30 protein-coding genes and 1 pseudogene are annotated in these 26,853 nt (G+C 39.1%); 23 read left to right on the top strand and 8 right to left on the bottom strand.

The window, feature by feature from the left end; translation table 11 throughout:
* Together IEX94_RS06355 and IEX94_RS06350 are read left to right on the top strand one after the other, a co-directional pair.
* On the top strand, window positions 1–323 hold a 323-nt coding region (locus tag IEX94_RS06355; protein ID WP_188856502.1), incomplete at its 5' end, for a LysM peptidoglycan-binding domain-containing protein.
* Between the two features lie 273 nt (window positions 324–596).
* Window positions 597–755, top strand: coding sequence for a hypothetical protein (locus IEX94_RS06350; protein ID WP_188856501.1), 159 nt, complete (start codon window positions 597–599; stop codon window positions 753–755).
* Between the two features lie 26 nt (window positions 756–781).
* Here IEX94_RS06350 and IEX94_RS06345 read toward each other — a convergent pair whose 3' ends face one another.
* From IEX94_RS06345 to IEX94_RS06335, 3 genes are all read right to left on the bottom strand, one after another.
* Window positions 782–976, bottom strand: coding sequence for a hypothetical protein (locus IEX94_RS06345; protein ID WP_188856500.1), 195 nt, complete (start codon window positions 974–976; stop codon window positions 782–784).
* Between the two features lie 94 nt (window positions 977–1,070).
* On the bottom strand, window positions 1,071–1,421 hold the full coding sequence (locus IEX94_RS06340) for a YhjD family protein (protein ID WP_188856499.1): 351 nt from the start codon (window positions 1,419–1,421) through the stop codon (window positions 1,071–1,073).
* A 13-nt stretch (window positions 1,422–1,434) separates the two neighbouring features.
* Window positions 1,435–1,752 carry a hypothetical protein gene (locus tag IEX94_RS06335; protein ID WP_188856498.1) on the bottom strand — a complete coding sequence of 106 codons (318 nt, stop codon included), beginning with the start codon at window positions 1,750–1,752 and terminating at the stop codon, window positions 1,435–1,437.
* Between the two features lie 270 nt (window positions 1,753–2,022).
* Between IEX94_RS06335 and IEX94_RS06330 the strand changes: the two genes are divergently transcribed.
* A complete protein-coding gene (locus IEX94_RS06330) occupies window positions 2,023–3,522 on the top strand; it encodes a recombinase family protein (RefSeq protein WP_188856497.1) in 1,500 nt (499 codons plus the stop codon).
* Window positions 3,523–3,548: 26 nt separating this feature from the next.
* On the opposite strand, the pseudogene IEX94_RS06325 reads toward IEX94_RS06330, so the two are convergent.
* From IEX94_RS06325 to IEX94_RS06315, 3 genes and pseudogenes are all read right to left on the bottom strand, one after another.
* A pseudogene (locus IEX94_RS06325) lies at window positions 3,549–3,896 on the bottom strand (sigma-70 family RNA polymerase sigma factor); the annotation flags it as partial.
* Between the two features lie 158 nt (window positions 3,897–4,054).
* Window positions 4,055–4,195: a sporulation histidine kinase inhibitor Sda gene (locus IEX94_RS06320; protein WP_156856337.1), complete on the bottom strand. Its 141-nt coding sequence runs from the start codon at window positions 4,193–4,195 to the stop codon at window positions 4,055–4,057.
* 330 nt (window positions 4,196–4,525) lie between these two features.
* Window positions 4,526–4,717, bottom strand: coding sequence for a hypothetical protein (locus IEX94_RS06315; RefSeq protein WP_188856496.1), 192 nt, complete (start codon window positions 4,715–4,717; stop codon window positions 4,526–4,528).
* Between the two features lie 768 nt (window positions 4,718–5,485).
* On the opposite strand from IEX94_RS06315, the gene IEX94_RS06310 reads away from it, so the two are divergent.
* The 11 genes from IEX94_RS06310 to IEX94_RS06260 all read left to right on the top strand — a co-directional run bounded on the left by IEX94_RS06310 (window position 5,486) and on the right by IEX94_RS06260 (window position 14,238).
* Window positions 5,486–6,004 carry a YqeG family HAD IIIA-type phosphatase gene (locus tag IEX94_RS06310; protein ID WP_188856495.1) on the top strand — a complete coding sequence of 173 codons (519 nt, stop codon included), beginning with the start codon at window positions 5,486–5,488 and terminating at the stop codon, window positions 6,002–6,004.
* Window positions 6,005–7,105 carry a ribosome biogenesis GTPase YqeH gene (gene yqeH / locus IEX94_RS06305; RefSeq protein WP_188856494.1) on the top strand — a complete coding sequence of 367 codons (1,101 nt, stop codon included), beginning with the start codon at window positions 6,005–6,007 and terminating at the stop codon, window positions 7,103–7,105.
* A 12-nt stretch (window positions 7,106–7,117) separates the two neighbouring features.
* Window positions 7,118–7,960: a shikimate dehydrogenase gene (aroE, locus tag IEX94_RS06300; protein WP_156858044.1), complete on the top strand. Its 843-nt coding sequence runs from the start codon at window positions 7,118–7,120 to the stop codon at window positions 7,958–7,960.
* Between the two features lies 1 nt (window position 7,961).
* A complete protein-coding gene (gene yhbY / locus IEX94_RS06295; protein WP_156858043.1) occupies window positions 7,962–8,252 on the top strand; it encodes a ribosome assembly RNA-binding protein YhbY in 291 nt (96 codons plus the stop codon).
* 17 nt (window positions 8,253–8,269) lie between these two features.
* Complete coding sequence (locus tag IEX94_RS06290; RefSeq protein WP_156858042.1) at window positions 8,270–8,848, top strand: nicotinate-nucleotide adenylyltransferase; 579 nt, start codon at window positions 8,270–8,272, stop codon at window positions 8,846–8,848.
* Window positions 8,826–9,416 carry a bis(5'-nucleosyl)-tetraphosphatase (symmetrical) YqeK gene (gene yqeK / locus IEX94_RS06285; RefSeq protein ID WP_156858041.1) on the top strand — a complete coding sequence of 197 codons (591 nt, stop codon included), beginning with the start codon at window positions 8,826–8,828 and terminating at the stop codon, window positions 9,414–9,416. The genes IEX94_RS06290 and yqeK overlap by 23 nt, the downstream gene beginning before the upstream one ends.
* Complete coding sequence (rsfS, locus tag IEX94_RS06280) at window positions 9,403–9,759, top strand: ribosome silencing factor (protein WP_156858040.1); 357 nt, start codon at window positions 9,403–9,405, stop codon at window positions 9,757–9,759. The genes yqeK and rsfS overlap by 14 nt, the downstream gene beginning before the upstream one ends.
* Window positions 9,711–10,514: a class I SAM-dependent DNA methyltransferase gene (locus IEX94_RS06275; RefSeq protein ID WP_268239580.1), complete on the top strand. Its 804-nt coding sequence runs from the start codon at window positions 9,711–9,713 to the stop codon at window positions 10,512–10,514. The genes rsfS and IEX94_RS06275 overlap by 49 nt, the downstream gene beginning before the upstream one ends.
* Before the next feature lie 123 nt (window positions 10,515–10,637).
* Entirely contained in the window at window positions 10,638–11,243 is a 606-nt protein-coding gene (locus tag IEX94_RS06270) for a helix-hairpin-helix domain-containing protein (protein ID WP_188856492.1), read from the top strand.
* Between the two features lie 69 nt (window positions 11,244–11,312).
* Window positions 11,313–11,876, top strand: coding sequence for a ComE operon protein 2 (locus IEX94_RS06265; protein ID WP_188856491.1), 564 nt, complete (start codon window positions 11,313–11,315; stop codon window positions 11,874–11,876).
* A 76-nt stretch (window positions 11,877–11,952) separates the two neighbouring features.
* Entirely contained in the window at window positions 11,953–14,238 is a 2,286-nt protein-coding gene (locus IEX94_RS06260) for a DNA internalization-related competence protein ComEC/Rec2 (protein WP_188856490.1), read from the top strand.
* A 47-nt stretch (window positions 14,239–14,285) separates the two neighbouring features.
* On the opposite strand, the gene IEX94_RS06255 is transcribed toward IEX94_RS06260, so the two are convergent.
* Complete coding sequence (locus tag IEX94_RS06255; protein WP_188856489.1) at window positions 14,286–14,420, bottom strand: YqzM family protein; 135 nt, start codon at window positions 14,418–14,420, stop codon at window positions 14,286–14,288.
* Window positions 14,421–15,246: 826 nt separating this feature from the next.
* Here IEX94_RS06255 and holA point away from each other — a divergent pair.
* Window positions 15,247–16,257, top strand: coding sequence for a DNA polymerase III subunit delta (gene holA / locus IEX94_RS06250; RefSeq protein ID WP_308425586.1), 1,011 nt, complete (start codon window positions 15,247–15,249; stop codon window positions 16,255–16,257).
* A gap of 43 nt (window positions 16,258–16,300) precedes the next feature.
* Here holA and rpsT read toward each other — a convergent pair whose 3' ends face one another.
* On the bottom strand, window positions 16,301–16,567 hold the full coding sequence (gene rpsT / locus IEX94_RS06245) for a 30S ribosomal protein S20 (RefSeq protein ID WP_156856834.1): 267 nt from the start codon (window positions 16,565–16,567) through the stop codon (window positions 16,301–16,303).
* A gap of 216 nt (window positions 16,568–16,783) precedes the next feature.
* Here rpsT and gpr point away from each other — a divergent pair, with 216 nt between their 5' ends.
* From gpr to dnaK, 8 genes are all read left to right on the top strand, one after another.
* Window positions 16,784–17,875: a GPR endopeptidase gene (gene gpr / locus IEX94_RS06240; RefSeq protein WP_188856487.1), complete on the top strand. Its 1,092-nt coding sequence runs from the start codon at window positions 16,784–16,786 to the stop codon at window positions 17,873–17,875.
* A gap of 85 nt (window positions 17,876–17,960) precedes the next feature.
* Window positions 17,961–19,115: a stage II sporulation protein P gene (spoIIP, locus tag IEX94_RS06235; RefSeq protein ID WP_188856486.1), complete on the top strand. Its 1,155-nt coding sequence runs from the start codon at window positions 17,961–17,963 to the stop codon at window positions 19,113–19,115.
* Window positions 19,116–19,127: 12 nt separating this feature from the next.
* Window positions 19,128–19,463: a hypothetical protein gene (locus tag IEX94_RS06230; RefSeq protein WP_188856485.1), complete on the top strand. Its 336-nt coding sequence runs from the start codon at window positions 19,128–19,130 to the stop codon at window positions 19,461–19,463.
* Window positions 19,464–19,620: 157 nt separating this feature from the next.
* A complete protein-coding gene (gene lepA, locus IEX94_RS06225; protein WP_188856484.1) occupies window positions 19,621–21,429 on the top strand; it encodes a translation elongation factor 4 in 1,809 nt (602 codons plus the stop codon).
* 505 nt (window positions 21,430–21,934) lie between these two features.
* Window positions 21,935–23,134 (top strand): radical SAM family heme chaperone HemW, encoded by a 1,200-nt coding sequence (hemW, locus tag IEX94_RS06220; protein ID WP_188856483.1) that lies wholly within the window; start codon window positions 21,935–21,937, stop codon window positions 23,132–23,134.
* 57 nt (window positions 23,135–23,191) lie between these two features.
* Window positions 23,192–24,223: a heat-inducible transcriptional repressor HrcA gene (hrcA, locus tag IEX94_RS06215; RefSeq protein WP_188856482.1), complete on the top strand. Its 1,032-nt coding sequence runs from the start codon at window positions 23,192–23,194 to the stop codon at window positions 24,221–24,223.
* A 101-nt stretch (window positions 24,224–24,324) separates the two neighbouring features.
* Entirely contained in the window at window positions 24,325–24,885 is a 561-nt protein-coding gene (gene grpE, locus IEX94_RS06210; RefSeq protein WP_188856481.1) for a nucleotide exchange factor GrpE, read from the top strand.
* A gap of 29 nt (window positions 24,886–24,914) precedes the next feature.
* Window positions 24,915–26,747, top strand: coding sequence for a molecular chaperone DnaK (gene dnaK / locus IEX94_RS06205; RefSeq protein WP_156856827.1), 1,833 nt, complete (start codon window positions 24,915–24,917; stop codon window positions 26,745–26,747).
* The last annotated feature ends 106 nt before the right edge of the window (window positions 26,748–26,853 follow it).

Genomic DNA, 26,853 nt, shown 5'->3' with positions numbered 1-26,853 from the left:
AAGCCTTAGGATTGAAAAGAAAGTCCGGCGGTGGAGGTAATACGTACACGGTTAAAAAAGGGGATACTCTTTGGAGTATTGCTCAAGCCCACAACATGACTGTACAGCAGTTGAAAGATTTAAATGGGTTGACATCTGATGATATTTATCCTGGACAAGTGTTAATTGTCAGTGGTGGCGGGGCTGTTTATCATACTGTTAAAAAAGGTGAGACCCTCTGGGGAATCGCTCAACAGTATAATACTACTGTAAATGCTATCAAGAGCCTTAATGGCTTGACTAGTGATGTTATTCAGCCGGGGCAGCGTTTGAGAGTAAAATAGGTTATAATTTAATGTGTAATGTGTAAAAATATGTGCAACACACTAAGCCCGGGACTGGAAACCCCGGGCTGTTTTTTCATTTTCTCTTTTCAAAATTATGAACTATTAATTGCAATGTTCTGCGAAATACAGTAACAACTAAATTGTGTTTCTTACTATTAACTTTGTCCACCCTTCTCTTTTCAAAACGCATATGTTAAATGTGAGAGGAGGGATAAGTTATGTGTTATTCCGACCATAGAAGGAAGCATGATGATTGTTTTGAAAAGAGGCATGAACATTGTTCTAGAGAGAAGCATGATCATTGTCATTCCTGTAAGAGAAGACATGAGGAGTGTCACTGTTACAAACACAATCACAACAGAAGGCATAAAAGAGAATTCTGTCATTGTTGTAACCGACCCTACTAAAGAAAAACAGCCTCTCAACTAATTTCCGGTTGAGAGGCTGTTTTTCTTTCAAATCATTTTATACACATTAACCTCTCCTGATAGGGCTGCACATAATTTGTCGCACTCCTCTTTACTAGGCGTATCCCGGTAACCATTATAAGCACTTCTTATTTTTTCATCCTCAAACACATAATTTTCATAGTCAGCCCACTCTCTCCATTCAAAATGATTTACTAAATGTCCAGTTATTTTTTTAGCCATAATAAAATCCCCTCCTAACCATACAATCGAAATAACTGATAAAGAGGGGGTGTTATTAAATATATTTATTAAATTCGTTTACTACCTCATACCTTTAATTTCCCCAGATAAGTTCCTTGCTTTTAATTTCCACATTGATGAGATATTCCTTCATTAATTCCTCAGTATTATCGCGTAACTCATTTGGTGAAAATCCAATCTCTTCCTTATTAATAGTATACTTTACCATTCCGTTTTCTTTACCCAAATATCGTACATCTAAATGATGTTTGGAATACATTTCGACTTTCAACTTATTAAAATCTTCCTGCATCTTTTCTAAAATGCTGTCAATCAGATTGAAATATATTATATGCACCTTCGACTTTTGAAGTTGTTCTTTATCTTGTTTAAAAACTTGCACTGCCATTGGCAAGGTTATAAATCGAAGTACCAGATCTTTCATTTTTCGACTTCCCTCAATAAGTACAGTTCGCTATCTTCGGGAGTGAATCGTCTTTTTCCTTAATAAAGACAACTCCACTTGGTCTAACAGTTATCATTACATCCACAAGATTCAACTTCATTATTTTTTTAACACCAAGAATCCAATCATTTTCTGTAATGGGCGTATTTAATTTTGAAATACTTAATACTTGATTATCCCCACTAACTTCATGAATAAAACGGGTGTCTTGATATTCATAAATATTCACTGCCGAGTCTTTCCATGGCGATGCTGCTTTGACAACATTCACTGTCTGTTCTTGCATCAAAGTAACATTTATTAATTTCATTTTTCTTCACTCCTTGGAACGTTTGTTCTTATTATAAGGTGAACAGATTGAAAAAGCAACAAAAAGAGAACAAAAGTTCCTGTTGAGGTGGATTTATCATGTACTACCGTATATAATAAACATACATTCGTACAAGCTGCATCAGCATATCATCCAATAAGGGGTGATGTGTTTTGCAGATAAAAGTGATTAAGGGGAAGCACTTTGAAAAAGTCATCAGTGATTGTTATCAGTACCTCTACAATGAATACAGAAGGGAGAAAATAAAAGATGATAGCAATTTATGCAAGAGTATCAACGGAAGAACAGCTAAAAGGGTACAGCATCGAAGGCCAGATTGAAGATTGTGTACGACTTGCAGAAACGAATGATGTATTGACTTATATCGATGATGGTTACACTGGAGAGATACTTAATCGCCCTAATTTAACGAAGCTATTAGAAGATGTTGAGAAAGGGGTCATTGAAAAGGTTATATGTTATGACCCGGACCGTCTTTCTAGAAAACTACTAAATCAATTAATAATTACCGAAAAACTAGATAAACACGAGGTCAAACTATTATTCGTAAAAAGTGATTACAAGAACGATCCGGAAGGAAATCTATACTTCCAAGTTCGTGGAGCTTTTTCAGAGTTTGATAAGGCTAAAATTAAACACAACACAATGACTGGGCGATACCGCAAAGCAAAAAGGGGGAAAGTTGTTAAAAACGGCAATATGTATGGTTATACATACGATAAAGAAAATGAAACTTACATTATTAATGAAAAAGAAGCCAAAATTGTAAGGATGATTTTTGACTACTATACCGATCCAGACACTTCTTTTAAAGGTATAAATGGAATAGCTCACCATTTGACCGAATTAGGTATCCCCACAAAAAAAGGTAAAAAGGTATGGCATAGGAATGTGGTTAGACAAATTCTGACAAATGAATCATATATGGGTAATCACTATCAGAATAAATACGATACTGAAGGTGACTATGTTAGAAAACAAGCCGGTGAGGAAATAGAGCATGGGAAGCTTCGCCCGAGGGAGGAATGGTTACTAACTAAGATTCCTCCAATTATTAGTGAAGAACAATTTGATTTTGCTCAAGCTTTAATACAAGAATCCAGCCGTAGATATAAATCAACTAGAAAACATAATTATTTACTTTCAGGTTTAGTTAGGTGCGGTCGATGTGGTGAAACAATGAATGGGAGAAAGCTAAAATCACACGGGAAAGATTTTTATGTGTATGAATGTAGAAAGAATTATGCCGGTGCTAAAAACAAAGGATGTGGCCGGATGATGAGCGAAAATAAGCTTAACGGTTTCGTCTGGTCGGAAATAATTGATTTGCTAGATAATCCGGATAAAATCAAGATAGAAACTGTTGAGAAAAAGAAGCACTATATATATGAAGAAATAGAACATCTAAAATCACAAATAAAGAAAATTAAAAACGGTCGGGAGCGTCTTCTAACTTTAATAACTATTTCAGAAGATGATGACGATATTGATCTAGAAGAGATAAAGGAAAAAATGAAGGAATCCAGGATAAAAGAGAATGATCTACAGAAGAAGCTGGATAACCTGCAGCAACAAATTGAAAATGAAGGAAATAAAAAAAGTACCTACGCTTTGGAAGAAGCAATTAAGTACTATCTCGAAGTAAAGGGATCTAACTTAGATGTAAATCGAAAACAAAAAGTTCTAAAGATGATTATTCAAGAAGTTGAGGTGATTGATGCAGATACCGTCAACATCCACACCTTCTAATTTTTTACCTCGCACTGCCCTACAGACATAAGAATTTCATTTTCAATACAACGTGCGGCATACGTGGCTAATTTTGTTCCCTTATCTACTGAAAAGCTTTCTACTCCTTTAATGAGACCGATCGTTCCAATTGAGATCAAATCTTCCGTGTCTTCGCCGGTATTATCGAACTTTTTAACAATATGAGCTACTAAACGCAAATTATGTTCGATTAATTTGTTCCTTGCTTCACCATCCCCTTCAAGCATTGCTTTTATATATTTTGCCTCCTCCTTGGAAGATAGCGGTTGCGGAAAGGCGTGATTCTTTATATAGGAAACGAAAAACATTGCTTCCTTCATGATGACAGCAAGAACAGATAAAATTCCAGACAAGGACAAACACCCCCACAATAAAGTCTTCACTTCCAATTAGGCTACAGCCTATAGTAAACTGTATGATTTGTGGGGGTAAATAGTGTATGTCCATTAAAGTTTTCTTGATTTAGGAAAAAATCGACAAAAACAGGGGTGAGTTAGCTGATTTTTTTCTATTAACGGTACTGTTTTATCTTGTTGTTAAGACTTCTCTTATCAATTTCCTTCTTGATCAGTGACAGAAAATCTTGACTAAGATTTAACTTACGTGCTTTTATATATGATTCTACAAGCAGTTCATCGGATAAATTTTCCATATTATAATCCCCCAAAATTATCGTCATGAGAATGTTCAATTAATAATTTACCATGTTTCCAAAACGAGGACAAGACGCAAGTTATCTACAGGTAAATGTAGATAACTTGTGCATAATTCGCTGTTTACTGATAAAAATGTTGTATTAAAGGGATTTTTTTAGTGAATAAGGTTATCCCCAATTTTTGAATTGTCAATTTATGTCGAACGATTTTTTAAAAAAATCGGAGGAAAACAGGTATAAAGCTTGGCTGAATAGAATATACTTCAGATTTTTTATAAAAAATAACCCGACGTGATTTTTCGTCGGGTTAGCAAATAAATACTGTGATCATTCTTTTTCAAAAATTAATATAGCAGTATTCGCTATTGTATCCGATCCTAGGGCTCCGCCTTGAAAAACAGAGCTGAATTTAATGTCTTTTAGCGTAACCCCAGTTTTTGACTCATTGGAAATAACCTCGTTTATTTTCTCTTCAAAAGTATACGTGTCCTCAGCATAGACAACTTTAGTAAATACCAAGTCAATACCCCTTTCTTCCTTAAATTAGATAATAGATAAGTATTTGTTTATTACTCAACCTTCGTAGCCCGAAACAGAAAGGTATACCATATATACCTTCATCAGCAAAAACTACGAATTCCTTTCATTCAGCGTAAGTCCGCAACTCTCTTTCCGGGGTCCGCAGTCCAGACACCTCTCGCTTTCCGCGGGCGGCTGGTGAGCCTCCTCGCGGGCAAGCCCGCTGCGGGGTCTCACCTAGGCCTATCCTCCCGCAGGAGTCTCGAGGTGTCTGGACTGCTCCCATCAATGACCGAATTTGGAACACTATTTTTCATTTAAGGAATTGGGAATTAGAACTCTCATTATAGTGGGATAGTTTCTGTTAATATTAACCCTCTCTACCAGTTCAGTTGCCCGGTGGACGGTGACTCCTGCGGGAATAGCACGAGTCCGGAGACCCCGCAGGGCGGTAGCCCGAGGAGGCTTCGGCTGTGCCCGCGGAAAGCATCCGTCCACCGGGCAACTGAACGGCGATTAGAGTTCTAAACTAAAGGAACGAGCAAAGACACTTACGCTGAATAAAAGGAATCATTTCTTTGGTTTTCGGGTGTGAAGGTTAAGTTAATTATGAAAAGCATATCACACATCAGAACAATTAACCGAACAAGAAGGAAAAAATTAGAATTAAATAGAAGTTTACATCAGTAGTTAGTTTATCTTTCACCCTAATTACGCTATTATAGGGTAAGATAATACTACGGAAAGATGAATAATGAGGTGTAGGAAGTGCTTAATAGGTTTTTACCGAATGAAAATGTGAAAAGTATCTTTGATATCCAACCGGAAAAATTGAAAAAACGGGGGATCAAAGGAATTATTACAGATCTTGATAATACATTAGTTGCCTGGGATGTACGCGATGCAACTCCTGAGGTAGTCAAATGGTTTGAACAAATGAAAGAACACGATATTAAAGTTACAATCATTTCCAATAATAATTTGGACCGGGTCAAAGCGTTTTCTGATCCGCTAGGGACTCCATACGTATATAGCGCAAGGAAACCACTGCGCAGGGCTTTTAACAGAGTCGCAAAGGAAATGAATCTAGAGAAAGATGAAATCGTTGTGATTGGTGACCAGCTTTTGACAGATGTACTTGGAGGAAATTCAGCTGGATTCTATACGATATTAGTTGTGCCGATTGTGCAGTCTGATGCAAAGATTACACAGTTTAATCGGAGAATTGAAAGAATGATTTTAAACTATTTCCGCTCCAAAGGAAAAATCAGCTGGGAGGACGAATAAATGGAAACAATATATTGTGAAGGTTGCGGAGCGCAAATTCAAACAGAAGATAAAGAAAAAATCGGCTATGCTCCTGCTGCTGCACTAGAGAAAGAAGTCGTGCTTTGCCAGCGCTGCTTTCGACTGAAACATTATAATGAAACACAGGATGTACCGATGACAGATGATGACTTTTTGAAAATGGTTAGTTCTATCCGCGAGTCGGAAGGATTAATCGTTCATATGATTGATATATTTGACGTCCATGGAAGTCTCATTGAGAGCCTTCCAAGAATTACCGGAAAAAATCCGATTATATTAGTAGGAAATAAACTTGATTTATTGCCAAAGTCGACGAATCCAAATAAACTCATCCAGTGGTTAAGGAAGGAAGCGAAAGATGCTGGTATTAAAGTTCAAGATGTATTTTTAATATCTTCGGTGAAAGGGACGGGAATTGATGAGCTGAAGGAAGCAATCGACTATGAACGAAATGGCCAAGATGTTTATGTAGTCGGAACGACGAATGTAGGAAAATCAACATTTATCAACACACTCATTAAACAGTCGACTGGACATAAAAATGTAATAACGACATCTTATTTCCCGGGAACAACGTTAGGATTTATTCAAATCCCGTTAGATGATTCAGCTTCGTTGATTGATACACCTGGTATTGTGAATAAACAGCAGATTGCGCATTATCTTTCCCCAGAAGACTTAAAAGTTGTTACACCGAGAAAAGAAATTAAGTCTCGAGGTTTTCAATTAAATTCTGGACAAACCCTGTTCTTTGGCGGTTTGGCAAGACTGGATTTTGTTAAGGGTGAACGACTTGCTTTTATTTGTTATTTCGCAAATGAGTTGGAGATTCATCGGACTAAGTTGGAAAAAGCCGATGAATTGTATGAATCACATCTCGGTGGATTATTATCACCGCCGACAGAAGAAAGTATCGAGCTCTTGCCTCCATTCATAGAGCATTCCTTCAAGATTTCAGGAGGTAAAAAAGATATCGTATTTCCAGGACTTGGTTGGGTAACGGTGAGTGGGGAAGAAGCGACCGTCGTTGTTCACAGTCCGAAAGGGGTTTCTGCTGGAGTTAGAAATTCATTAATATAGGGGGAAGGTTCATTGTACAAGTTAGGGCTGATCGGGTATCCAATTCAGCATTCGTTATCACCATGGATACATGAGCGATTATTACAGAAAGCAGAATTACAAGGGGAATATCGTCTATTTGAAATTACTCCAGAAGATGATTTTAAAGAAAAGGTGTTGGAGTTAAAGGAAAAACAATTGGACGGCTTTAACGTTACCGTACCGTATAAAGAGAAAATCATTCCCTACTTAAATGACATGGATGATATTGCAAAGGAAATGCAGGCGGTTAATACGGTCGTAAATGAAAAAGGAAGATGGGTGGGTTACAATACAGACGGGATTGGTTACGTACGATCACTTGAAAATGCTTATCCCGACTTATTCGAGCATTTAAATAGGAAGATAATGATTCTGGGTGCAGGTGGAGCAGCTCGAGGAATCTACTACGCCCTAACTAAATTTGGTTTCGCTCAAATCGATATTGCAAATCGTACACAGGAAAAAGCGGAAGATATAGCAAAGTTGGGTAAGGATAATACTAAGACAAAAATTTTCACGATTGAGGAAGCTAGCCGGCATCTAGATGAATATGACTTGATTATCCAGACGACTTCAATTGGTATGAAAAGTGTTGACTTAAAGCCGATTGTCCAATTGAATCGGTTGAATCCCGAGACAATCATGAGTGATATCGTTTATCAACCGCTTAAAACCCAGATTCTGCAAGATGCAGAACGTCTCGGAGCAAGAATATTATTAGGGCATACGATGTTGCTTTACCAGGCGCAATATGCGTTTGAAATCTGGACAGGTATGTGCCCAGATGTGCAAGAAATGGAATACGAACTATTAGCTGTATTGGAAGGAAGATAATATGTTGACAGGAAAACAAAAAAGATTTTTACGCGCGGAAGCTCATCATTTAAAACCGATTTTCCAAGTTGGAAAAATTGGTGTAAATGATAATATGATCGAACAGATTATAGACGTTTTGGAAAAGAGAGAGTTAATAAAGGTCAGTGTACTGCAAAATTGTCTCGAAGATAAAGCGACGGTTGCGGACAAGCTAGTTCAAGGGGCGGATGCAGAACTCGTGCAAATCATCGGGAATAATATTATCCTTTATAAGGAATCAGTGGAAAATAAACAAATTGAGTTGCCTTAAAAAGGATGGATGGTGACATGATGAGGATTGGTATTCTTGGAGGAACATTCGACCCGCCGCACTTAGGCCATTTAATCATTGCCGAAGAAGTCCGGTTAGCGCTCGAGTTGGATGAGATCTGGTTTATCCCAACTTACACACCTCCTCATAAAAATGATGCAAAGACGGAAGTACATGACCGCATTAAAATGATTGAACTGGCAATCGAAACGAACCCGTATTTTAAAATAAGTACAATCGAAATTAAACGATCCGGGAAATCATATACGATTGATACGATGAAGGAATTAACCACCTTGTACCCGGATTATGAATTTTATTTTCTTATCGGGGCTGATATGGTGGAATACCTTCCGAATTGGCACCGTATAGACGAGCTTATTAAACTCGTGCCATTTGTAGGTGTGAAACGCTCTGGCTATGAATTAGCAACAGATTACAATATATTGACGGTAAATATTCCATTGATTGATATTTCTTCGACAGAGATTCGCAATCGTCTACAGAATAACCGATCGGCGAAATATCTCGTGCCAGAGCGTGTAGATGCTTATATTAGAGGAGAGCGGTTATATGGATTTGAAGGAAGCAATTGAATTAGTAAAACAAGAACTAAAAGCTCCACGATTTGAGCATACGTTACGTGTGATTGAAACGAGTGGAGTACTAGCCAAACGCTTTAAAGAATCTACCGAAAAGGCAAAGCTTGCAGCAGCACTCCATGACTACGCCAAGAACTGGCCTGTGGAAGATTTGAAAACCTATCTTGTAAATAATCATTTATCTAACGATTTATTAACGTACCACTCGGAATTATGGCATGGACCTGTCGCGTCGCACGTAATGGAAAATGAATATGGCATCACGGACTCCGATGTACTTCAAGCCATTGCACACCATACGACAGGCCGAGCTGGTATGACGAATATCGAAAAAATTGTCTATCTCGCAGATTATATCGAACCTGGCAGGGATATACCAGGTATTGACGAAGTTCGTGCAGCGAGTGAACAAAGTTTAGATTATGCATGCTGGTTAGTTGCGAGAAATACGTTAAATTATCTGATACAGAAGAAAGTGACAATCCACCCGGATTCGTTTCACGCATATAATGATTTAACAAGAACAATTCATACGGAGGGATTATTGAATGGAAATGAATGAAATCGTTCAGTCGATCGCGGAAGCTTGTGATGATAAACGTGCGGAAAATATTATTGCTCTAGATATGAATCAAGTATCTTTAGTTGCGGATTATTTTCTAATTTGTCACGGTAACACGGAACGTCAAGTACAGGCGATTGCGCGGGCGATCAAGGATGAAATGGATGAACAAGATATTGAAGTTAATCGAATGGAAGGGTTTGAACAGGCGCGCTGGGTACTGATCGACCTTGGTGATATTGTTTGTCACATATTCCATAAAGATGAACGCAGCTACTATAATTTAGAGCGGCTATGGGGAGATGCAGCGGAAGTTCCGCTTCATATCGGACAAGAGGGTTAATGATGGTGTATCGGCGCATGGCTGAAGTATATGATCATTTAATGACTCACGCCCCCTACGAACAATGGGTGGATTTCACGGAGGAAATGATTCGTTCTTCCAAAACTCACGTAAAGCGGATTGCCGATCTTGGCTGTGGTACTGGAGAAATAACGACTAGACTTGCTGAAAGAGGCTATGAGATGACCGGGATTGATTATTCTGCGGAAATGCTTACGTATGCTGAACATAAAGCGAGTGCAAATAAGATTACAGTCAATTGGTTGCATCAAGATATCAGAGAGCTTTCAGGACTTAGAGATTACGATCTTGCCATCAGTTACTGTGATGTTATCAATTATATAACGGAACCAGAAGAAATCCGCAAAACATTTCAGCATGTATTTAATCTATTGAAGCCAGGTGGTTTATTTCTCTTCGATGTTCATCATTTACCATTTATTTTGGATTACTATGTTAATGAAACATTTGCGGAAGTAACCGATGAAGCTTCTTATATCTGGTTTTGTATTCCGGGCGAAGAAGTTGGGGAAATGTATCATGACCTAACCTTTTATTATTTGCAGGATGGATTGTATGAACGATTTGACGAACAGCATCATCAACGGACATTTTCTATCAATTTTTACAAAGAAATTTTACAACAGAGCGGCTTTGAAAATGTTAAAGTGTATGCCGATTTTGCAGTAAATGATGAAAGCATCGCTGATGATGCTGCCAGAATTTTCTTTTCCGCAAGAAAAACCTCGAGATAATTCAATTATCTTGAGGTTTTTCTGTAGGCAGGAGTTTAACGTTCGATGTCGAACCATATGATTAAGCCCCCTAAACTGTCTATTCCACATAAGTATTTCCCCCTCTAAGGATGTGACCCCACTATGTCAGATGTCAAAAAGAAAATAATATTCGTTGCTGGAATTGGTCTAGCAGTACTACTTTTTTTCTTCATAACTGGTAAATCTGTGAAAGAAGAGAGTAAGCCAAACAACCTCCATGCGGCAGGGGAAGATGCCGAAGCAATCATTGGCACGGCAGAGGAACAGGAGACGACTTTTGAAAATGTAATTATTGATATTAAAGGAGAAGTGAAGAAGCCTGGAGTGTATGAGATGAGTCCGGATGCCCGTGTGAATGATGTAATTGAAATCGCTGGTGGATTTACAGAAGATGCAGATGTTCAACTTATCAATCTTGCGCAAAAAGTCCATGATGAAATGTCTCTCATTGTATATAAGCAAGGGGAAGAATCAGGGGCAAATCCTGAAAACCCAGCTAGTGGAGAAGCGGAAGGAAAGATTCGCATTAATGATGCAAGCCAAGAAGAAATAGAATCATTAAATGGAATTGGTCCTGCCAAAGCCCAAGCAATTATTCAATACCGGGAAGAAAACGGATTGTTTCAACAGGCAGAGGATCTTCTGGATATTTCAGGAATTGGTGAAAAAACATTAGCTAATTTCATTGATCAAATTCAAGTCCCGTAAAGTATGGATTGACGAAAAATAGAGTTGACAGGTAAACTAGGGTAATAGAAACAGTTTGGGGGGTTACGATTGAAAAGAATTTCATGGGATCAATATTTTATGGCACAAAGCCATCTATTGGCATTAAGAAGTACATGCGAACGACTTATGGTCGGTGCAACGATTGTCCGGGATAAACGGATCATTGCGGGCGGTTATAATGGCAGTGTATCAGGAAGTGTACACTGTATAGATGAAGGATGTTACGTAATTGACGGACACTGTGTAAGAACTGTTCATGCGGAAGCCAACGCACTTTTACAATGTGCAAAATTCGGTGTCCCGACGGAAGGAGCCGATATCTATGTAACACATTTCCCTTGTCTGCAGTGCTGTAAACAGCTCATTCAAAGCGGAATTCGAACCGTTTATTATGCACAGGATTATCGAAATCATCCTTATGCGATCGAATTATTTGAACAAACAGGCGTAAAAACGGTGAAAGTTACTTTAGACTATCTCACATTTGACACACATTACAAGGAAAAACAAGAACTCGTTGAAAAGTTATATACAAAATTGGCTGAGAATGGAGAAGACAATGAAGTACAAGAGTTCAAAGAAGAAGTAGAGCGACTATTCTTGAACGAATAGACTCCCCTTTATTATGGACAGTCCAAATCACTTTTGTGGAAGAGGAATTTGGGCTGTTCTAAAAGGAGATTGTAAAATGAAAGGTTACTGGCATATTGTAGCATTATCAGCACTAGTAGCTGCAATATCTGTTTTGTTTGAGTGGAACTTGTTTATCTTGATGTTTCTTTGGCTCGCATATTTGTTTGCTAGTCATCGGTTGAAAATATTACCATTACTCCTATCTATTATTTCCTACCTCTTTTTCTTTTATTATCTGCCACACGTAGAGACAGATATATCTTCACAGAAAAACTCCAACGACTCCACACTTCTTCAAGGGGAAATTATTCGCTCGCCGATTATTCAAGAAAATAAAATTGAACTTGTTGTTGAAGACGATACAACTGCTGATAAAGTGCTGGTGATTTATTTCCCTGACGAAAGGGAAATCGCTCCTAATGAAACAGCTTTATTGAAATACGGGGCTGAATGTATCGTTCATGGTAAAATCGAATACCCGGAAGGTGCAAGCAATCCTGGTGAATTTGATTACCGACAATTCCTATTAAAGAAGGAAATTACGAAACAGATTGTTGTTCATGATCTGACAGATATCGATTGTGTCGGCGCTTCCTTCTGGCACAGATTTATTTACCTCCGCCAGCTCTTATTGCATCAAGCACCAGAAAATATCAGTGATTATACTGCCGCTTGGGTCAATGCGCTTGTATTGGGGGATGATTCTAAGATTGATCCATCGGTCATTCGATTGTTCCAGGATTGGGGACTATCGCATATACTTGCGATTTCCGGACTGCATATAGGAATCGTTGTAGGACTCGTCTATTTTTTACTTATTAAAACATCAGCCATGACGAGGGAGAAAGCAGAACTTGTTGTCTTGTTATTTTTACCGCTTTATGCTGTACTTGCTGGTGGCGAACCATCTGTGCTACGTGCAAGTGCAATGGTTGTTCTGTTCATCATTTTAAGACGAATGAAAATTTCAGTGACTGCACTTGATATCATTAGTGTCGTTTTTCTCCTGTTGCTTCTCTTTGACCGGTTTATCATTTACCATATAGGGTTTCAGTTTTCGTTCCTTGTCACATTTGGAATTATCCTTACGCGTAAATGGTTGTCCCTTGTATCATCCTCATTCTACCAGGTGTTGATTATCAGTTTTATATCCCAGATGGTTATTCTTCCAATCCAGCTCAATTACTTTTCTCTTTTTCAACCGTTATCGATTCTATTGAATCTAGTAATTATTCCGTACTTTTCTATTTTTGTTATTCCGTTTATGTTTTTCTTCTTATTATTTTCTTTTTTGTCAGAATCCATATTACATGCTTTCGATATATTATTTACCGGTATTCATTATAATGTGCTTCTATTTATCGAGTGGGTGGATGAATACTTTAATTACCCTTTGTATGTATCTGATTTACCTGTTGCTTTTTTTATTTGTTACTATCTCTGTTTAGTGGTGAGTCTCGTCTTGGTGGAAAGAGAGCGATTGAAGGAAGCTTTCATCGGATTTATCCTTCTTACGCTTGTATTAACTGGCTATGCAGCTGCTCCTTACTTTTCGGCCAAAGGAACTGTAACGATGTTAGATATTGGACAGGGTGATGCTTTTATTATTGAATTACCGTACCGAGAAGGTGTGATTATGATTGATGCTGGTGCAAGCTTCTCTCTTACTGATATGGAACCTTCACCAACCGTGTATGAACGGATCATTAAGCCTTATATGCGGTCTCGGGGAATTCATGAAATAGATGCATTGTTTATATCCCATGAAGACCTTGATCATTTCGGAAGTCTTGAATTTATGATAGAGGATGGAGTTGTGAAAGAAGTTTATGTCAGCGATTACTATGTTTTTGAACCGAAGTTGATGCAAAAGCTTATGGATCATCAAGTTCCATTACAACGCATCGAGGTTGGAAGTACGATTAATATTCAAGGACAGCCCTTTACGGTGGTCTCTCCTGTAGTAGATAAACAGGATGCCAATGAAAATTCATTGGTGCTTTTTACAGAAATTGGTAGCCGCAGCTGGTTGTTCACTGGGGATATAAGTGAAGCAGAGGAATTGGAAATTATGAAGCACTATCAAGTTCAGGCAGATGTTATTAAAATAGCTCATCATGGCAGTAATACATCATCCAATCCGTTATTTCTGCAATCCCTTCAAAGTAAGGATGCATTTATTTCTGTTGGAAGAGGTAATTCATACGGGCACCCAACGAAAGAGGTAATTGAAACATTAGAAGAACTAGGTATCCGAATTTTTCGCACGGACAAGCACGGGGCCGTACAATATATATTTGGTGAAGATGAGGCGTGGTTCGAAACATTTTTACCGTATTAAAAAAGAGACTGAATAATTTTCAGTCTCTTTTTGGAATGCTTTTATTTTTAGCTACCGATAACGTTAAACACGACCCCAATCGCAAAAATTAGGAAAAAGAATAAAAATGAAAACACAAAACCAAATCCTGAATCGATCACGTCATTGTTTTTAGATTGTGGATTATTTTCAAATTCGTTCATCATACCCCTCCTTGTCATCCAACACTAGTATAAGATAAAAAGAATGAAAAATCCACTTGTAATATAAGTTGCTCTATTTTCGCATCTAAATACTAAAAGTAGTTTATCCTATCAAGCACTCGAAGTCGGACGGGGTATATCACAATCCATAAAATAAACCACAGAAGCTTTCATACAGCGTAAGTGCAACTCTTACCTGGAGGTTCGCAGTCCAGACACCTCTCGCTTTCCGCAGGCGGCTGGTGAGCCTCCTCGGGCTGTCGCCCTGCCGGGTCTCACCTATGCCTATCCTCCTGCAGGAGTCTCGAGGTGTCTGGACTGCTCCGAGGAAATACCAAATTTGGAGCACTACTTTTCATTTTAGTAAGAGGAAACCTATCATGGTGGGGATTTTTCCATTAATAGTAATCCTCTCTACCAGTTCAGTTGCCCGGTGGACGGTGACTCCTGCGGGAATAGCACGAGTCCGGAGGCCCCGCAGGGCGTTAGCCCGAGGCAGACTAAGAACGCCACGTCCTGTGGCAACGTCTGCATTAGCACGTCCTGTGCGTCGAGGCTTCGGCTGTGCCCGCGCATCCGTCCACCGGGCAACTGAACGGCGATTAGAGTTCTAAATTAAAAGAACGAGCAAAGACACTTACGCTGTATGAAAGCGATTAATAGACTTTTTGGATTTTATAAAGGGAATTTCCTAGTTATTTCAGGCTGCGCAGGTTGAGTAAGCTGCTGGAAGAAAAAAATTAGTTCTTTGATATATTGTGCTTCATTGTTATGATACAATCAAAAGTAGCAACATACATAACTGGAGTGGTTCTGCGTGTCATATATGGATGTATTGAAACAAATTAAGAAAAAACAAATCGCACCAATTTATTTTTTCTATGGTTCCGAAAGCTTTTTCCTCCAACAATTGAAACAGCAATTAATTGAAAAGGTAGCAGCAAATGACGAGGACAGTTTAGCTGTCTATGACCTGGAAGAAGTACCAATAGAGGCGGCGATAGGGGATGCAGAAACGTATCCATTTTTTAGTGAACGGAAATTGGTTATTGCTGAAAATCCGGTTTTTTTAAAAGCGAAACCTGATAAATTAACTTTCGAACATGATCTGCTTGCACTTGAACGGTATTTAGCAGCACCTGTTGATTATACGGTTCTCGTCATCATAGCTCCATATGAGAAAATTGATGAACGAAAGAAAATAAGTAAGCTGTTGAAAAAGCATGCAGCTGTTGCGGTTTGCAATCCAATCAAAGATAATGATTTAAAACAATGGGTAAACTCTATCGCAAGCCAATTGCAAGTGACAATTAATGATGAAGCGTATGAAATAATGGAGGCTGAGCTATCGAACAATCTGCATCAATTGGAAAATGAACTGCAGAAGCTAGCACTTTATGTTGGTCCGAACGGTGAAGTAACAAAAGATATTGCCGAAGAGCTTGTCTCTCATACGACGACAAGTTCGGCATTGCGTTTAGTAGACGCAGTGATTGAAAAGGATTTACATAAAGCAATCCGGATTTTTAAAGATCTATTAAAAATGAAAGAAGAGCCGATTGCGATGATCTCCTTAATCGCGTTCCAATTTCGTTCGATATTACGGGTGAAATTATTAAAGCAGCAGGGGTATAGTCAGTTTCAAATGCAAAAACAGCTTGGAGTACACCCTTACGTTGTAAAAATTGCTCTAAACCGGGAACGTCAATTCACTGTAGATAAGTTAGAACGCATTATCATTCAGCTGGCAGACACAGATGCAACGATAAAATCAGGAAAAATGGAGAAAGAGATGGCATTTGAATTAATGCTATATGATTTAATTGAAACAGCATAAAGGAAAAATAAAAAAACGATCCAGCGCTTGGATCGTTTTTTATTTATGCACCTAGATTATTCACTTTTTTAATTAAACGAGTTTTATGACGCTCTCCATTATTTTTGTGAATAATACCTTTTTGGACAACTTTATCAATCTTCTTGATTGTTGCATTTAGTGCTGTTTTAGCATTTTCCACATCATTTGCTTCTACATACTTTTCTACCTGTTTAATGGCAGTACGCATGTCAGATTTTTTTGCTAGGTTCAGCGAACGTTTCTTATCATTAGTACGTACACGTTTGATAGCAGATTTAATGTTAGCCATGATGTCACCTCCTATAGAAGAATTGGGTGGTTAATAAAAGCATTTTTATTTTTCAACCATCTCTTCGTATCGCTTTTTCATTAACAAAGTAATTTTACCAAACTAGGCTTAAGTTTTCAACAGAATTATTATATTATCTTTCGTGCATGAATCATAGCACTTTCGTTCATTCTAAGGATAACAGGAAAAATATTTGTATTACTGGGAGGAAGCGGAATGGACGATAAGAAAAATTATCAAGTTCGTACAGACTTAGCGATAGAAGCAAGGGATATGTATGTAGAGCAAGAAAAACCAGCGAGTGAGATTCAAGGGATCATCGTTAAAGACAGAGACCAAGATGGGATAAGGATTTCTTACGTAGATATAGATGCAGCGGGTGCAAAACAAATTGGAAAAAAAGAAGGTGCATATGTCACGATTTATGCGGATGGAGTCAAGTCGCAGGATACAAAAAGGCAAAAGGCAGCGGCAGATATTCTTGCGATGGAACTCCGTAACTTATTAAAGAAGAACGATGTCCCGCAAGATGCGGAAGGGTTAATTGTAGGTCTTGGGAATTGGAATGTTACACCAGATGCACTCGGCCCAATGACAGCTGAAAAAATCTTGGTCACAAGTCATCTTTTTAGGCTTGATTACGAGACTGTGACAGAGGGTTATCGCCCAGTCGCATCTGTCACTCCTGGAGTCATGGGAGTGACAGGAATTGAAACGAGTGACATTGTGCTAGGGATTGTTGAGAAGTTTGATCCAGATTTTGTCATCGCGATTGACGCACTTGCCGCTCGGTCGATTGAACGAGTAAATGAAACGATACAATTGTCTGATTCGGGGATTCACCCCGGTTCTGGGGTAGGGAATAAACGAAAAGAACTTAGTAAAGACACACTCGGAATCCCGGTTATAGCAATTGGAGTACCGACGGTTGTTGACGCGGTAACGATTACGAGTGATACAATCGATTTTTTATTGAAACATTTTGGTAGGGAATGGAAAGAAAAAGATTTACCAAGTAAAGCATTAACGCCAGGTGGGCTTGCATTTGGTTCAAAGAAGTTTACGGAGGAAGACCTTCCTGATTCTGAACAACGTAAGACAGTACTTGGAATTGTAGGAGGTTTAACAGAGGAAGAGAAAAGGCAGCTAATTTCCGAGGTTCTGACCCCGATTGGTCATAACTTGATGGTTACGCCGAAAGAAGTAGATGGATTCATGCTCGATATGGCTCATCTGTTGGCAGAAGGAATAAACCATGCCCTGCATGAGAATATTGATGGAAGTGAATCTGCGAGCTTTACAAGATAATTACTATATTTACTAGAAAACATGGTTCTACCAACTAGATTTCTGTCATAGAGTTAATTGTACAGGAAATCAGGGGGGGAGAATCATGTTTTATTCTAAAAATAATCGCTCATTTGGACGAGTACGAAAGCTTTTAGCTTTAGCAGCAAGCTTTTTCCTTATCTTTGTCATTGTTGGTTATATGACAACAACGCCACCTGCCAACCGATTATCGTCCAGTATGATTTCAAAGTGGACTAGTGATATTGACGGTTCCGTTTTTCTGAATTTATTAGGCATGGAAAATAGAGCGCTCATGCTTCATTACGAAGAACATAATCAACTACATACACTTTCCAAAAGTTTATTTCAATTAGTGACAAGTATTAAACCACAAGATTTCCGAAGTTTACTTGGTAATGAACTACCGGGATTTTCAAGATACGACAGAGAAATACTAATTGCGGGAGAAGGAACGGATTATTCCAATTTACCAGTTGAATCAAGTTTCCCACTGGAAGATGTATTAGAGGAGAGGCAAGCTGTTTACGAAGAAAATGAGGAAACAGAAGAAACAGAAGAAGCGCCGCCAGAAGAAGCGGAAGAGTTACAGGATACGGTGTTTATTTATAACACACATAACCGGGAAGCATTCTTGCCGCATTTACCTGATGTGGATGATTCTAACCTTGCCCATCACGGGGAGATAAATATTACAAAAGTTTCTGAGCGAATGAAGGAAGATTTGGCTAAAAAAGGAATCGGAGCAATTGTAGACGATACAGATATTATTGGTGAAGTGCTTTTGGATAGGGGTTGGGAATACTGGAAGTCTTATGACGCATCGCGAGAAGTTGTAGCGGAAGCATTTTCCCAGCACGGAGACTTGAAATATGCATTTGATATCCACCGAGATAGCATGCCGCGAGATGTTACGACAAAAGAAGTGAATGGAGAAATCTATGCTCGTATCATGTTCGTTATTGGGCAAGATAATCCTTCCTTTCAAAAGAATTTCGAACTAGCTGAAAGTCTGCATAATAAACTAGAAGAAAAATATCCCGGTTTAAGTCGAGGAGTCGTTCCTCAAGGCGGAGCCAATAATAATGGTGTCTATAACCAAGACCTGTCAGAAAATCTATTGGTTCTTGAAATCGGCGGAGTTGATAATACATTAGAAGAAACATATCGGACGGTTCAAGCGCTAGTTGACGTTTTCAGTGATCATTACTGGGATGCCGAAGCTGTACAAGGAAACTAAGGGGGAGAGGAAATGCGTTTCATTACCATCTTATTATTATTTGCCGTTTGCTTTTTGGGGGGCGCTTTATATGGAGTCAACCAGGAGAGAAGCGCTTATGAGGAGCAGCCAAGAGAGGTTGCAGAAGTACGGGAAGAGCAACCAAATGAAGAACAACCAAACATTGAGGCAGAGGAACGGCGGGCGGTGGAAGTCGGAAACACATACGAACCCATCGAAGAAACTACACTCACCCCAACCGACTCCACTCCAGCCTATAAAGCGGCCTCAGCACTTGAAACAATCGTAAACTTCTTCTATGAAATCGTTGTCGAACTACTATACCAAGTATCAAGATTGTTTTACTAAAAAAGTAAAACCTTCGTGTAAATGGCGTTTGGCATACGTTTGTTCTTGAATATCCTTGTCTCAATTGCTATAATCAATGCTAGCATTTATCACCAAATTTATATGCCCGGCAAAGGAACAATCAAGCTAAATCGGGTTGTAGGAGTGAACAACAGGAATGGTGAAAGAACAAAGAAACGTACGTAATTTTTCTATCATTGCCCATATCGATCACGGGAAGTCGACGCTGGCTGACCGTATCTTAGAAAACACAAAGGCAATTTCCAAACGAGAAATGAAAGAACAAATCCTCGATGGAATGGACTTGGAGCGTGAACGCGGAATAACGATTAAATTAAATGCCGTTCAGCTCGAATATACAAGTAAAAAAGGCGAGAATTTTACCTTTCATTTAATCGATACACCGGGACACGTCGATTTCACATATGAAGTATCGCGGAGTCTTGCAGCTTGTGAAGGGGCAATTCTAGTTGTGGACGCCGCACAAGGAATTGAAGCCCAAACTTTAGCAAACGTCTATCTTGCCATGGAGAATGACCTGGAAATCATTCCAGTCATTAATAAGATTGACTTACCGAATGCGGATACAGATAGAGTGAAGCAGGAGCTGGAAGATGTGTTGGGCGTCGATCCAGATGAAGTTATTCTTGCATCGGCTAAATCTAATATTGGAATTGAAGATATTTTAGAGCGGGTAACAGAAGTGATTCCACCGCCAGCTGGTAATCCGGCTGACCCTCTAAAAGCACTTATTTTCGACTCGCTTTATGACCCTTACCGGGGTGTAGTTGCCTACGTTTGTATTAAGGAAGGTTCCATGAAAGTCGGAGATAAAATTAAAATGTTCTCAACAGATAAAGAATTCGAAGTGAATGATGTCGGTGTGTTTAAGCCGAAAATCACATCTAAAGATGAATTGGTAGTAGGGGATGTCGGTTATTTTACAGCTTCAATGAAAAATGTTGGTGACACGCAAGTTGGTGACACCGTTACGTTAGTCAACCGTCCGGCAAAAGAAGCATTACCTGGATATCGCCGCTTGAATCCGATGGTTTTCTGTGGTCTTTATCCCGTAGAATCCAATAATTATAATGACCTGCGAGAAGCGCTGGAACGTTTAGAATTGAATGATTCTTCCTTGCAATATGAAGCGGAGACTTCCCAAGCTTTAGGCTTCGGTTTCCGTTGCGGATTTTTAGGTCTGCTCCATATGGAGATTATTCAAGAACGGATTGAAAGAGAGTTCGGCATCGATTTAATCACGACAGCACCTAGTGTTATTTTTGAAGTCATGAAGACGAATGGCGAGAAACTCGTTGTTGATAATCCCGCAGATATGCCAGATCCTCAAGTGATTGAGTCAATAAGCGAACCTTTCGTAGAAGCAACTATAATGGTACCGAATGATTTCGTTGGTGCAGTTATGGAAATTGCCCAGAGGAAACGCGGGCAATTTATTAATATGGACTATTTAGATGATATTCGAGTGAATGTTATTTATCATATTCCTTTATCTGAAATCGTTTATGACTTCTTCGATCAGCTAAAATCGAGCACAAAAGGCTATGCTTCCTTTGATTATGAATTTATTGGTTACAAAGAATCCCAACTTGTTAAGATGGATATCTTGTTGAACCATGAAACAATCGACGCACTATCCTTTATCGTGCACAGGGACTTTGCGTATGAACGCGGTAAACAAATTGTTGAAAAACTGAAGAAACTTATTCCTCGTCAACAATTTGAAGTTCCGGTTCAGGCGGCGATTGGAAATAAAATAGTTGCTCGTTCGACGATAAAAGCCGTTAGGAAAGATGTTACAGCGAAACTTTATGGTGGAGACGTCAGTCGGAAACGGAAACTATTAGAGAAGCAGAAAGAAGGTAAGAAGCGGATGAAAATGGTTGGATCCGTGGAAGTGCCTCAAGAAGCGTTCATGGCAGTATTAGAAATGGATGATGAATAGATGACATTAACAAAGGCGGAAGCGCCCTTGCAGGTTAAAAACGCGACGTCCTGTCGCTACACCTGCACTAGCACATCCTGTGCGTCGTAGCAACGTACAAACTGGAGCACTCCGGAATGAGATAAAGGAAACATGCCTCTTTAGGGGTAGACGTGAGTTGGGCTTTAGCCCGAATTTAAACGGCCCTCCTTTAGTTTTGAGTTGATGTTGACTTATCGATTGGAGGAGTGTGAAGTTTGATAGTTGCTCGTCGTGTTGCAAGCATACTCGGCGAAGAAACACTCCTCGCAAAGCCGCAAGAAGATTACTCGTAGAAGTTTACTCAAGAAGTAATTCATTTGGGCTTTGCTGGGCGCAGAGCGGACGTGGCCAGCCCTGGATATCTTATTTATCCACAGCATTTATGTTTTATAGTTTCCTATGTGATAAGAAAAGCTTGAAAGCGAAACGCTCTCAGGCTTTTCCTTTTCGTCCAGATTCTTCAAGTAAAGAAAAGAGGTACACGATGAGTTGCATACAATCAGCATATATCCATATTCCGTTTTGTAAACAGATGTGTCATTATTGCAATTTCGTTAAATATTATTATACCGAGAAACGTGCAACAGAGTATTTGCACGCACTCGAGAAAGAAATCGCGAGCTATATTCCCGGAGATGGAAATAAACTTCGTACCATTTATATCGGTGGGGGAACACCGACCGCATTGGATAAGGAGCAATTAATATGGATGTTCGAGACGTTGCACCGGAAGTTTGATATAGCCGGATTAGAAGAATTCACCATTGAATTAAATCCCGGGGATATAGACGAAGAGAAAGCGGATATATTAAAAGCGTACGGAATCAATCGAATTTCATTTGGCGTTCAAGTGATGGACGATGACATGTTGGCACAGCTGGGCCGGGTCCACCGAGTAAAAGATGTTTATCAAACCGTAAATATTCTCTCGAAAAAAGAGTTTACGAATATAAGCCTTGACTTAATTTATGCACTCCCAAATCAATCGGTGGAACAATTCCAACAATCATTGAAGGAAGCGCTGCAATTTAAGTTACCGCATTATTCCACTTACGCCCTGCAAATCGAACCGCAAACCGTTTTTTACAAACGGCATAAAAAAGGACTGTTGCACCGACCGCGTGAAGAAGATGAGGTAACAATGTACCAAATTTTAAAAGAGTCGATGGCAGCAAACGGAGTGAAACAATATGAAATCAGTAATTTTGCAAAGCCTGGGTTTGAAAGTAAGCATAACTTAACATACTGGAATAATGAGTATTATTATGGGTTTGGTGCGGGGGCATCTGGATATGTTCCAGGTAAGCGAATTGCCAACCTTCGTCCATTACCTATCTATATCGAAAAAGCAGGAAGTGGAGAAAAGCCGATCCTTGAAATTGATAAGATCGGAGTAAGGGAGGAAATTGAAGAGGAATTAATGCTCGGACTCCGGAAAAATGCCGGATATGATGAACGGATTTTCCAGCATAAATTTGGCCTTTCTTTAAAAGATTTTTACAGCGATCAGCTTAATAAGTTGATAAGACAAGGATTACTCACCGTGAAACAAGGTGTTTGGAAATTAACGAATGAGGGGATGCTACTTGCAAATCTTGTATTTGAAGAGTTTATCCTTGACGATCATGAACTCGAAGAAAAAATGAGGAGAGCTAAGATTATTGACAAAAACCTGCCGATTTGATAGTTTATAAATAGAATTAGCACTCGAGAAGTTGGAGTGCTAACAGAGGTGAACATCATGCTGACTGAGAGGCAACTATTATTATTACAGGTTATAATTGATGACTTTATAGACACTGCCCATCCTGTTGGTTCACGGGTGCTAGCTAAAAAAGGAACCATTCCTTTTAGTGCTGCAACAATCCGTAATGAAATGGCGGATTTGGAAGAACTTGGATTTCTTGAGAAGATGCATTCATCATCTGGACGAATTCCATCTGAAAAAGGGTATCGTTACTATGTCGACCATTTAATTAAACCAGTTTCTCATAATAAATATCGTGGAATCGTCAGCAAGTTAGTGCAAGAAGGCATCTATGAATTCGAGCAAATTGTTCAGATGTCGGCTGAGATTTTATCAGAGCTGACGAGTTATACAGCAATCATTCTCGGTCCTGAAATTTTTGAAACCCAATTAAAGCAACTGCAGATTGTGCCACTTTCTTCGCAGACTGCTGTTGCGGTATTGGTTACAAATACGGGACATGTCGAACATCGAATGGTTTCACTGCCAGAAGCAATTAATGCTTCTGACTTGGAAAAGCTCGTAAATATTATTAATCAGAAGCTGGTCGGGATTCCGATTGTGAAGCTCCAAAATATATTTTATACTGAAATGGCGGACATTATGAAACGCTATCTGGATGATTACGAAAACTCTTTGAACTATTTAAAAGCGATTTTCTTAACGGATTATCCAGTGAAGGTATATGTGAGCGGCACATCGAACATGCTGATGCAGCCTGAATTTAATGATATCGACAAAGTACGCTCTTTTTATACTTTGATGGATAAAGAAGATGAGCTCATTAAGTTACTTAAGGATTCGACTCCAGGTATTGAAGTGACGATTGGGAATGAAAATGAAGTAGAAGCAATTAAAGATTTCAGTTTGATCACTTCATCCCTCCGTCATGAGGAAGAGCAGATTGGTACAATTGCACTGCTCGGTCCGAAACGAATGGAGTATCGTAAAGTTATTTCTTTACTAAAAGGATTGTCGAATGAAATGACAAACACCTTATATATGTGGTATAAGGACAAAGAGTGAGCAGTTTCAATGCGTGGCAGGGGGAGGCACCTGTGTCTATATTTCCCTACCACCATTTCTGCTGGTTTTTTACGGAAATATAGTGAGTGGAGGTGTCGCTTGTGGCAGAGAATAAAGAGCAAGCACAAGCAAATGAAGAAATAAAAGCAGAAGAGGCGGATGTTGTCGAAGAAGCTGAGCAAGAAATTATTACGGATGAAGAAACAGCTGTTAATGATGATGAAATTGCAGCACTTCAAAAAGAGAAAGATGATTTATACGATCGCTTACTTAGATTGCAGGCGGAATATGATAACTTCAAAAGGCGTACGCAAAAGGAAAAAGAAGCCGAGCGGAAGTATAAAGCTCAAGATATCGTGAATGACTTGCTACCAGTGCTTGATAACTTTGAACGAGCCCTACAAGTAGAGCAGACGGAAGCTACGAGTAATCTGATTGAAGGGATTTCCATGGTTTACCGTCAATTGCAAGATGTCCTGACAAACAATGGGGTGGAAGTTATTGAAACAGAGGGTAAAGAATTCGATCCAAACTTGCATCATGCTGTGATGCAAGTTGAAGATGAAGCTCACGAATCAAACCACATTGTTGAGGAATTACAAAAAGGCTATATGTTAAAAGATCGCGTGATCCGACCATCTATGGTTAAAGTTAATAAATAAGTGATTCAGTCAAGGAGGAAATGAGAAGTATGAGTAAAATAATCGGTATTGACCTAGGTACTACAAACTCTTGTGTGGCAGTAATGGAAGGTGGAGAATCTGTTGTAATTCCGAACCCGGAAGGTAACAGGACAACACCATCTGTTGTTGCGTTTAAAAATGGTGAAAGGCAAGTCGGGGAGATTGCAAAACGTCAAGCAATCACGAATCCGGATACAATTCAGTCCATTAAGCGCCATATGGGTACAGACTACAAAGTAAAAATTGAGGATAAAGAATATACACCTCAAGAAGTTTCTGCAATTATTTTACAGCACATTAAAGCATATGCAGAAGACTATACTGGAGAAAAAATTGATAAGGCAGTTATTACGGTACCAGCTTACTTCAATGACTCAGAGCGTCAAGCTACGAAAGATGCTGGAAGAATCGCTGGTCTTGAAGTAGAGCGTATTATTAATGAGCCAACTGCAGCAGCTTTGGCATATGGAATTGATAAAGAAGATGAAGATCAAACAATCCTTGTATTCGATCTTGGTGGGGGTACATTTGACGTATCCGTCCTTGATATCGGTGATGGAACGTTCGAAGTACTCGCTACAGCAGGTGACAACCGTCTAGGTGGGGATGATTTCGACCAAGTTGTTATTGATTACATGGTGGAAGAGTTCCGTAAAGAAAACGGCATTGATCTTTCACAGGATAAAATGGCTACACAGCGTTTGAAAGATGCTGCAGAGAAAGCGAAAAAAGAATTATCTGGAGTTTCCCAAACACAAATCTCACTACCGTTTATTACAGCAGGGGAAGCTGGGCCATTACATTTAGAAATGACGTTATCTCGTGCGAAATTTGAAGAACTTTCTTCTAATTTAGTAGAACGTACAATGGTTCCGACACGTAAGGCATTATCAGATGCTGGATTCTCAGCAAGTGATATTGATAAAGTTCTTCTAGTTGGTGGTTCTACTCGTATTCCTGCAGTTCAAGAAGCAATTAAGAAAGAAATTGGTAAAGAACCTTCTAAAGGAGTTAACCCTGATGAAGTGGTTGCGCTTGGGGCTGCTATCCAAGGTGGGGTATTAGCTGGTGATGTTAAGGACGTATTATTACTGGACGTTACACCACTATCACTTGGAATTGAAACAATGGGCGGCGTAACAACGAAGCTGATTGAAAGAAATACAACAATCCCAACAAGCCACTCTCAAATATTCTCTACTGCTGCAGATAACCAAACAGCTGTAGACATTCATGTACTTCAAGGGGAGCGTGAAATGGCAGCAGATAACAAAACGCTTGGACGTTTCCAACTAACGGATATTCCGCCAGCACCTCGTGGTGTCCCGCAAATCGAAGTTACATTTGATATTGATGCAAACGGAATTGTAAACGTACGTGCAAAAGATAAAGGTACAAATAAAGAGCAATCCATCACAATCCAGTCTTCTTCTGGTCTATCCGATGAAGAAGTAGATAAGATGGTAAGAGAAGCTGAAGAGAATGCGGAAGCGGATAAACAGCGCCGTGAGGAAGTAGATCTTCGTAACGAAGCAGATCAACTCATATTCACAACAGATAAGACAATTACTGATCTTGGTGATAAAGTATCTGAAGAAGATAAAGCCCAAGCAGAGTCTGCTAAAGAAGAGCTTAAAAAAGCTTTAGAAGGTACTGATATTGAAGATATTAAAGCGAAAAAAGAAGCACTTGAGCAGCATGTACAGCAACTTTCTGTTAAATTATATGAGCAAATGCAACAGGAGCAACAAGCAGAAGGCGGTGCAACGGAAGCGTCTGGAGATGACGATGTCGTTGACGCAGACTATAAAGAAGTAGATGACGAAGAAAATAATAAATAGATTTTAACGAAAAAGTCAAAGTCAGGATTCTCTTGACTTTGACTTTTTTCAGGATAATTACAGCGAACTTAATTTATCCCCTTAGTTGCTATTACTTTGGGGAAAG

This window comes from Oceanobacillus indicireducens, from assembly GCF_014647195.1.
In the GTDB taxonomy this organism is placed as follows: Bacteria; Bacillota; Bacilli; order Bacillales; family Amphibacillaceae; genus Oceanobacillus; species Oceanobacillus indicireducens.
This window is presented reverse-complemented; position numbering and strand designations above follow the sequence as displayed.